Genomic DNA, 7,096 nt, shown 5'->3' on the forward strand with positions numbered 1-7,096 from the left:
CCGGCGCAGGGATCAAGCCTGACCGCCCGAAGCCGGTCGGTCGCCCCAGCCCCCAACCAGCAACCACGAAGTCAGTCGGTCGAGCCGACCAGCTCCACCTCATACCCCTGCCCATCAGCGAGATACGCGGCGTAAGTCCCCGGGCCACCAGCGTGCGGGTGCCGGTCCGGGAAGAGCAGCTCCCACCCGTGCTCGGGGGCGGCGGCGACCAGGGCGTCCACCGCGGCTGGCGGCCCGGCGTGGAAGGCCAGGTGGTTGAGTCCCGGTGCGAGCCGGTCGTGCACCCGTCCGGAGAGCCCGGGGGACTCCTCCAGCACCAGGTAGGTCGGGCCGAGCCGCCAGGACCGGCCGGCCGGCCAGTCCTGGAACGGCGTCCAGCCCAGCTCGCCGAGGAGCCAGCCCCAGCTGCACCGGGCGGCCTCGAGGTCCGGCACCCACACCTCGACGTGGTGCAGCCCGCCGACGGTCAGCGCTTCCCGCCCGGTACCCATAGCACATCTCCGTCCGGATTTGCCGTTCTTGCCAGGATAAAGAGCAGATCGGAGAGCCGGTTGAGATACTTTGCGGGAAGGGGACTGGTCCGGTCCGGGTCGTGCCCGACCAGCGCCCACGCCGCACGCTCGGCGCGTCGGGCGATCGTCCGTGCCACGTGCAGCAGCGCCGCGCCAGCGGTGCCGCCGGGGAGGATGAAGGAGTCGAGCTTGCTCAGGCGTGCGTTGTACTCGTCGCACCAGCCCTCGAGGCGCTCCACGTACTCCTCGGTGACCCGCAGCGGCGGGTACTTCGGGTCCGGCTCGACCGGGGTGGCCAGGTCCGCGCCGACGTCGAACATGTCGTTCTGGATCGACCCCAGCACCGCCCGCAGCTCGTCGTCGAGCTGCCCGAGCGCGAGCGCGACACCGATCGCCGCGTTGCACTCGTCGACGTCCGCGTACGCGGCGATCCGTGGATCGATCTTCGGCACCTGCTCGTTGTTGCTCAGCCTGGTCATGCCGGCGTCGCCGGCCTTGGTGTAGATGCGCGTGAGGTGGACGGCCATGACGCACAGCCTACGGATACCGGACCTGACCATCCCGGCGCGGCCGGACCAGACCGGCTGGCCGGCCGGTGTGGGCCCGGGTGACGCCGGCGGTCCAGCGGTCAACGACGTCGACGTCATCCGGGTGCGCGGCGACGCGCGGCTGGCCGGCACGGTCCACGTCGTGGGGGCGAAGAACTCCGCGCTCAAGCTGATGGCGGCCGCGCTGCTCGCGCCCGGGCGAAGCGTGATCACCAACGTCCCCCGGATCACCGACATCGCCATCATGGGCGAGGTGCTGCGCCGGCTCGGCTGCGGCGTGCGGTTCGGCGCCGACGACCCGGTCGATCCGATGGTGGCCCGCGGTGGGGTGGAACGCTCCCGGTCGGTCGTCATCGACGTGCCGGAGCGGCCAGGCGCGGAGGCCGATTACGACCTGGTCCGGCGGCTGCGCGCGTCGATCTGCGTGCTGGGTCCGCTGCTGGCCCGCCGCGGGTACGTGCGGGTGGCGCATCCCGGCGGGGACGCGATCGGCTCCCGCGGCCTGGACATGCACGTCTCCGGGCTGACCCGGATGGGCGCGGACATCTCCGGTGAGCACGGCTTCGTCATCGCGTCCGCCCCGGACGGCCTGCACGGCGCGGACATCGTGCTGGACTTCCCCAGCGTCGGCGCGACGGAGAACCTGGTGATGGCGGCGGTGCTGGCCCAGGGCGTCACGGTGATCGACAATGCCGCCCGGGAGCCGGAGATCGTCGACATCTGCTCGATGCTGATCCGGATGGGCGCCCGGATCGAGGGGAAGGGGACCTCGACCCTGCGCATCGAGGGCGTGCCCGAGCTGGGCCCGGTGCGGCACGCCACGGTGGGGGACCGGATCGTCGCCGGGACCTGGGCGTTCGCCACCGCGATGACCCGGGGGGACGTCACGGTGACCGGCATCGACCCGGCGTTCCTGGAGGTCGCGCTGGACAAGCTGGTCTCGGCCGGCGGTCTGGTGGAGACCCGCACCGACGCCTTCCGGGTCCGGATGGACGACCGCCCGACCGCGGTGGACGTGGTGACCCTGCCCTACCCGGGCTTCGCCACCGACCTGCTGCCGATGGCGATCGGGCTGGCGGCGGTGAGCGACGGGGCGTCGCTGATCACCGAGAACATCTTCGACGGCCGGTTCATGTTCGCCAACGAGATGATGCGGCTCGGCGCGGACATCAAGACCGACGGCCACCACGCGGTGGTACGCGGCCGGGACCGGCTCTCCGGCGCCCCGGTCCGCGCCACCGACATCCGGGCCGGCGCCGGCCTGATCATCGCCGGGCTGTGCGCCGACGGGGTCACCGAGGTCTCCCACGTGCACCACGTGGACCGTGGCTATCCGGACTTCGTGGCCGACCTGCGGGCCCTCGGGATCGAGGTCGAGCGGGGCACGATCCCGGACGAGCCGGCCCTGGAGATCTGACCGCGGGAGAGGGCTTAGCCGTCGTTCAGGCTCGCCGACTAGGGTGCTGGCAGGTACTCAATCAGGCGAGGGAGAAGCAGATGGCGGGTCGACTCGCGGTCGTCGGTGCCGGGCTGATGGGCTCGGGCATCGCCCAGGTGGCGGCGCAGGCGGGCTGGCAGGTGACGCTGCGGGACCTGGACGACGCGGCCACCAAGCGGGGCGTCGACGGCATCCGGAAGTCGCTGGAGAAGTTCGCCGAGAAGGGGAAGATCGCGGCGGACGACGTCGAGGCGGCGCTGGGACGGATCACCCCGACCACCGATCTGGAGGCGGTCGCCGACGCGGACATCGTCGTCGAGGCGGTCTTCGAGCGGCTGGAGATCAAGCACGAGGTGTTCCGCGCGCTGGACAAGATCTGCAAGGCCGACGCGGTGCTCGCCACCAACACCTCAGCCATCCCGGTCACCCAGATCGCGGCGGTGACCGAGCGGCCGGAGTCCGTCGTCGGCACCCACTTCTTCTCCCCGGTGCCGATGATGAAGCTCTGCGAGCTGGTCCGCGGCTACAAGACCACCGACGAGACGCTGGCGACGGCGAAGGCGTTCGCCGAGGAGATCGGCAAGACGGTCGTGGTGGTCAACCGGGACATCGCCGGCTTCGTCACCACCCGGCTGATCGCTGCGCTGGTCGTGGAGGCGGTCAAGCTGGTCGAGTCCGGCGTGGTCTCGGCGGAGGACCTGGACACCGCCTGCAAGCTGGGCTTCGGCCACGCCATGGGCCCGCTGGCCACCACCGACCTGACCGGCGTGGACGTGCTGCTGCACGCCTCGAAGAACATCTACACCGACACCGCCGATGAGAAGTTCTTCCCGCCGGAGCTGCTCCAGCGCATGGTCACCGCCGGTGACCTGGGCCGGAAGACCGGCAAGGGCTTCTACACGTACTGAGCCGGCTGCGCGGGCGACGGGCGGGACTCCCCGTCGCCCGCGACCGGTCACGGGCGGGGCCGGCTCACGGCGGCGCCGAGCAGGGCGAAGGCGTCCGGGATCACGGTGCCCCAGTAGGCGAAGTTGTGCCGGCCGTCGGCCCACGCGGCGCGTACCGGCGGCTCCGGCAGCGCCCGGGCGAGGGCGCGCACGTCGGGGAGGAAGTTGTCCTGCCGGCCGCACCAGAGGCCGACCGGGGTGCCGGCCGGCGGCTCAGCCGTCGCGCCGGGTGGTCCAGCGGAAGGTGGTCAGGCAGAGGAGCAGGCCGATCACGCACCACGCGGCGAGCACCAGGGCGACCCGGCCCAGCTCGAACGACCCGGCCGGCTCCTGGGCGCCGAAGCTGTCCGGCAGGAAGACGGCGCGCAGTCCCTGGCACATCCACTTCAGCGGGAAGAGCGCCGCCACCTGCTGCATCCAGGCCGGCAGGCTGGTGAAGACGAAGAAGACCCCGGAGATGAACTGGAGCACCAGCGCCACCGGGGTGACCACGGCCGAGCCGCTGCGGGCGGTCCGGGCCAGCGAGGAGATGGCGATGCCGCAGAGGGTGCAGGCGGTGACGCCGAGCGCCGCGACCCAGCCGAAGGTCAGCCACTTGCCGACGGTGTCGGGCAGCTTCAGGTCGAACAGCAGCACCGCGACGACCAGCAGCAGCGCGGTCTCGGCCACGCCGATCACCACCACCATGATCACCTTGCCGGCGAACCAGACCCACTTCGGTATCGGCGTGCCCCGGTAGCGCTTGAGCACGCCCCGGTCCCGCTCGATCGGGATCCAGATGCCGAGGTTCTGGAAGCTCACCGTCATCAGGCCGGTCGCGATCATGCCGGTGATGAAGTACTGGGTGAACTTGACCCCGCCGCCGATCTCGCCGCTGAAGATCGACGCGAAGATCAGGATCATGATGATCGGGAAGCCCATCGTGAAGACGACGGACTCCCGGCTGCGCAGGAACTGGGTGATCTCCAGCCGCCCCTGCCGTAGCGCCAGGGCGCCCGGTCCGAGCCGCCGGACCGGGGCGGCGGCGACCGGGGCCGCCGGCTTCGTGGTGGTCGTCATGAGTGTCCGATCATCTTCAGGTAGGCGTCTTCCAGGGTCGGCCGGGTCACCGTCAGGCCCGGGACCTCGCCGCCGTAGCGCGCGGCCAGCTCCGCCACCAGGGCCGTCGGCGTCGCGCTCTCCGCGGTCTCCAGCGTCCCGTCCGGGGTACGCCAGGAGACCGTGGCCAGCGCCTCCTGCCGGTTGCCAAGCCGGTTCGGCGGGGCCACCTCGACCACCCGCCCCGCCGCGATCACGCCGACCCGGTCCGCGAGCGCCTCGGCCTCGTCCAGGTAGTGCGTGGTCAGCACGATGGTGGTGCCCGCGGCGGCCAGGTCCCGGATCAGCTCCCAGAACTCGCGCCGGGCCTCCGGGTCGAAGCCGGTGGTCGGCTCGTCGAGGAAGAGCAGCTCGGGGCGGCCGATGATGCCCAGCGCCACGTCGAGGCGGCGCTTCTGGCCGCCGGAGAGGGTGTGGGTCCGGGCCTTCGCCTTGCCGCCCAGCCCCACCCGCTCGATCACCTTGTCCGGGTCGTCGGCGTCGGGGTAGAAGCCGGAGAAGTGCCGGACCACCTCGGCGACGGTCAGCTCGTCGAACTCGCCGGTGCCCTGGAGCACGATGCCGACCCGGGAGCGCCAGTGCGGATCCGCGTGGGCTGGGTCGCGGCCCAGCACGGACACCTCGCCGGCGTCGCGCTGCCGGTAGCCCTCCAGGATCTCCACCGTGGTGGTCTTGCCCGCGCCGTTCGGGCCGAGCAGGGCGAACACCTCGCCGCGGTGGACGTCGAGGTCCACCCCCGCCACCGCGACGTTGTCGCCGTACGCCTTGCGCAGTCCCCGTACGGAGATCGCGAGCTCGTCATCCATGCCGTCAAGTGTGCGACCTGGCCGGCGGCCCGGGGAGTTCGGGGGTGTGGTGGTGGCGGCCATGTCGGGCGCTTCCCGCCCGGACGTCCGCGACATGGACCTGTGTGGTTTTCCACAACCCGTTTTACTGAACGGTAACTTAGACTCCGGCCATGGATGAGAAGGCTCTTCCGGGCCGGCTGCCGGAGCGCGACCGCCCCTGGGTGATGCGCACGTACGCCGGGCACTCCTCCGCCGCGGCCACCAACGCGCTCTTCCGGCGCAATCTGGCGAAGGGGCAGACCGGCCTGTCGGTCGCCTTCGATCTGCCCACCCAGACCGGGTACGACCCCGACCACGAGCTGGCCGCCGGCGAGGTCGGCCGGGTCGGCGTGCCGGTGGCGCACCTCGGCGACATGCGGGCCCTCTTCGACGGCATCCCGCTGGCCGGGATGAACACCTCGATGACGATCAACGCGCCGGCCATGTGGCTGCTCGGCCTCTACGGCACCGTCGCCGCCGAGCAGGGCGCCGAGCTGTCCCGCTGCGCCGGCACGACGCAGAACGACATCATCAAGGAGTACCTCTCCCGGGGGACGTACATCTTCCCGCCGGCGGCGTCGCTGCGGCTCACCGCCGACGTCATCGCGTACACGCTGCGCGAGATGCCGAAGTGGAACCCGGTCAACATCTGCTCGTACCACCTGCAGGAGGCCGGCGCGACGCCGGTGCAGGAGGTCGGCTTCGCGCTCGCCACCGCCGTCGCCGTGCTCGACGCGGTCCGCGACTCCGGCCAGGTGCCCGCCGAGCGGATGGGCGACGTGGTGCAGCGGATCTCCTTCTTCGTCAACGCCGGGGTGCGCTTCGTCGAGGAGATCGCCAAGATGCGCGCGTTCGGCGCGCTCTGGGACGAGATCACCCGCGACCGGTACGGCGTCACCGACCCGAAGCAGCGCCGCTTCCGCTACGGCGTCCAGGTCAACTCGCTCGGCCTCACCGAGGCCCAGCCGGAGAACAACATCCAGCGGATCGTGCTGGAGATGCTCGGCGTGACCTTCTCCCGCGACGCCCGCGCCCGCGCGGTGCAACTCCCCGCCTGGAACGAGGCGCTCGGCCTGCCCCGCCCCTGGGACCAGCAGTGGTCGCTGCGGATGCAGCAGGTCCTCGCGTACGAGTCGGACCTGCTCGAATACCCCGACCTGTTCGAGGGCTCGCACGTGATGACCGCGCTGGTCGACGGGATCGTCACCGGGGCGCGGGTCGAGCTGGAGAAGGTGCTGGAGATGGGCGGCGTGGTGGCCGCCGTGGAGACCGGCTACCTCAAGAGCGCCCTGGTCGCCTCGCTGGCCGACCGGCGCCGGCGGATGGAGTCCGGCGCCGACGTGGTGGTCGGCGTCAACCGGTTCACCGAGACCGAGCCGTCCCCGCTGACCGCCGCCGGCGCCGAGGCCGTCGAGCAGGTCGACCCCGCGGTCGAGGCGGCCGCCGTCGCCTCCGTACGCGAATGGCGGGCCGGTCGGGACGACGCGGCGGTCGACGCGGCACTCGCCCGGCTCCGCGCGGACGCCGCGACCACCACGAACCTGATGGCCGCGACCCTGGAGTGCGTGCGGGCCGGGGTGACCACCGGCGAGTGGGCCGGCGCGCTCAACCGGTTCACCGAGACCGCAGCCGTCCCCGCTGACCGCCGCCGGCGCCGAGGCCGTCGAGCAGGTCGACCCCGCGGTCGAGGCGGCCGCCGTCGCCTCCGTACGCGAATGGCGGGCCG

At 72.0% G+C, this 7,096-nt stretch carries 8 protein-coding genes; 3 read left to right on the forward strand and 5 right to left on the reverse strand.

Annotation, left to right across the window (positions count from 1 at the left end):
* Positions 1-71 precede the first annotated feature (71 nt).
* Together JNW87_RS31940 and JNW87_RS31945 are read right to left on the reverse strand one after the other, a co-directional pair.
* Complete coding sequence (locus JNW87_RS31940) at positions 72-491, reverse strand: VOC family protein (protein WP_109800227.1); 420 nt, start codon at positions 489-491, stop codon at positions 72-74.
* Positions 467-1,039, reverse strand: a complete 573-nt coding sequence (locus JNW87_RS31945) for a cob(I)yrinic acid a,c-diamide adenosyltransferase (RefSeq protein ID WP_109800226.1) — start codon at positions 1,037-1,039, stop codon at positions 467-469. The genes JNW87_RS31940 and JNW87_RS31945 overlap by 25 nt, the downstream gene beginning before the upstream one ends.
* Here JNW87_RS31945 and murA point away from each other — a divergent pair.
* Positions 1,038-2,477, forward strand: coding sequence for a UDP-N-acetylglucosamine 1-carboxyvinyltransferase (gene murA / locus JNW87_RS31950; RefSeq protein WP_109800225.1), 1,440 nt, complete (start codon positions 1,038-1,040; stop codon positions 2,475-2,477). The two genes, JNW87_RS31945 and murA, sit on opposite strands and share 2 nt — an antisense overlap.
* A gap of 80 nt (positions 2,478-2,557) precedes the next feature.
* Positions 2,558-3,406, forward strand: coding sequence for a 3-hydroxyacyl-CoA dehydrogenase family protein (locus JNW87_RS31955; RefSeq protein WP_109800224.1), 849 nt, complete (start codon positions 2,558-2,560; stop codon positions 3,404-3,406).
* A 47-nt stretch (positions 3,407-3,453) separates the two neighbouring features.
* Here the strand turns inward: JNW87_RS31955 and JNW87_RS31960 are convergent, their stop codons facing one another.
* From JNW87_RS31960 to JNW87_RS31970, 3 genes are all read right to left on the reverse strand, one after another.
* Complete coding sequence (locus tag JNW87_RS31960; RefSeq protein WP_236647321.1) at positions 3,454-3,597, reverse strand: hypothetical protein; 144 nt, start codon at positions 3,595-3,597, stop codon at positions 3,454-3,456.
* Between the two features lie 61 nt (positions 3,598-3,658).
* Complete coding sequence (locus tag JNW87_RS31965; protein ID WP_109800223.1) at positions 3,659-4,504, reverse strand: ABC transporter permease; 846 nt, start codon at positions 4,502-4,504, stop codon at positions 3,659-3,661.
* Positions 4,501-5,349, reverse strand: coding sequence for an ABC transporter ATP-binding protein (locus tag JNW87_RS31970; protein ID WP_109800222.1), 849 nt, complete (start codon positions 5,347-5,349; stop codon positions 4,501-4,503). The genes JNW87_RS31965 and JNW87_RS31970 overlap by 4 nt, the downstream gene beginning before the upstream one ends.
* A 152-nt stretch (positions 5,350-5,501) precedes the next feature.
* Between JNW87_RS31970 and JNW87_RS31975 the strand changes: the two genes are divergently transcribed.
* Positions 5,502-7,096: methylmalonyl-CoA mutase family protein (locus tag JNW87_RS31975; RefSeq protein WP_238454955.1), on the forward strand; the 1,595-nt coding region annotated here is incomplete at its 3' end.

The sequence above is a fragment of the Micromonospora sp. ATA51 genome, from assembly GCF_016802855.1.
Classification (GTDB): Bacteria; Actinomycetota; Actinomycetes; order Mycobacteriales; family Micromonosporaceae; genus Micromonospora; species Micromonospora sicca.